Origin of the sequence: Streptomyces sp. DvalAA-14 (assembly GCF_900091855.1) — a bacterium.
Classification (GTDB): domain Bacteria; phylum Actinomycetota; class Actinomycetes; order Streptomycetales; family Streptomycetaceae; genus Actinacidiphila.
The window spans coordinates 1-1163 of the sequence record NZ_FMCH01000653.1; the positions used below are offsets into that span (position 1 = coordinate 1).

Annotated in this window: 1 protein-coding gene; it reads left to right on the plus strand. The window is 73.6% G+C overall.

The features are described 5' to 3' along the window. Positions 1-401 precede the first annotated feature (401 nt). Positions 402-1163: helix-turn-helix transcriptional regulator (locus tag GA0115240_RS34605; RefSeq protein WP_093743009.1), on the plus strand; the 762-nt coding region annotated here is incomplete at its 3' end.

Sequence of the window (1163 nt, forward strand, 5' to 3'; positions counted from 1 at the left end):
CCGCCGTGTCCGCCCCGCCCGGGCCGCCGTCGCCGTAGCCGGCGGCCCGCGCGAACCGGACCTTCCGCCACGTCCCGCCCCCTCCCGCCCGAACCACCCGGGCCGCCTCACCCGCCACAGCACCATTCCCCGAGGTGAAAGGGCAGGATGGGGGTCGCGGGGGATGGGCACAGGGAGGGGTGGCGCGTTGCTGGAGGTGCTCGGACTCGATCACTGGCAGGAGACGGCGTACTTCGCACTGCTGGACGGGCCCGCTCTGGGCCTGGACGAACTGGTGGGCCGCAGCGGGGTCGAACACGACGTGCTCAAGGGGGCGCTGACCCGGCTGGAGGACCGGGGGCTGGATCTCCCGGCTGTCCGGCCGGCCGACCCGGTGGACGGCGCTGCCGCCCGAACACGCCATGGAGGTGCTGCTGCTGGCGCGGGAGCGGGACATCCGGCGGGTCCGCGCGCTGACCCAATGGCTCGCCGAGAAGCACCGCAAGGGCCGCATCGGGCAGGACGCCGCGGCGCTGATCGAGGTGATCACCGGCCCCGACGGAGTGGCCCGCTGCGGCCAGCAGCTGTTCAACAGCGCCGAGCGGGAGGTGCGGGGCATCGACGCCCCGCCGTACGCCCAGGGCAAGGACGGCTCCTCGGTGAACTCCAGCGCCAACGTGCACTCGCGCGGGGTGCGCAGCCGCTTCATCTACGGCCAGGACAACCTGACCCTGCCCGGCACCATCGGGCGCATCGAGCACGACCTGGCGCACGGCGAGGAGGTGCGCATCCTGCCGCACGCCCCCATGAAGATCATCCTGTCCGACGACCAGGCGGGCCTGATCCCGCTGGTGGCGACCCCGCAAGTGCTCGACTCCTGCATCCTGGTGCGCCCTTCGGCGCTGCTGGACGCGCTGTCGGCGCTGTTCGAGACCCTGTGGCAGCAGGCCCAGCACTACGTGACCGACGGCCTGACCGAGAGCGAGAGCGCCGGGGGCCCGACCGAGGACGAACGGCGCATCCTGTCGCTGCTCTCGGTCGGCCTGTCCGACGAGGCGATAGCCCGCCAACTGGGCATCGGCCTGCGGACGGTGCAGCGCCGCGTCCAGGCGCTGCTGGTGCGGCTCGGCGCGGCCAGCAGATTCCAGGCGGGCGTGCTGGCCGCCGGGCGTGGCTGGTGGCGG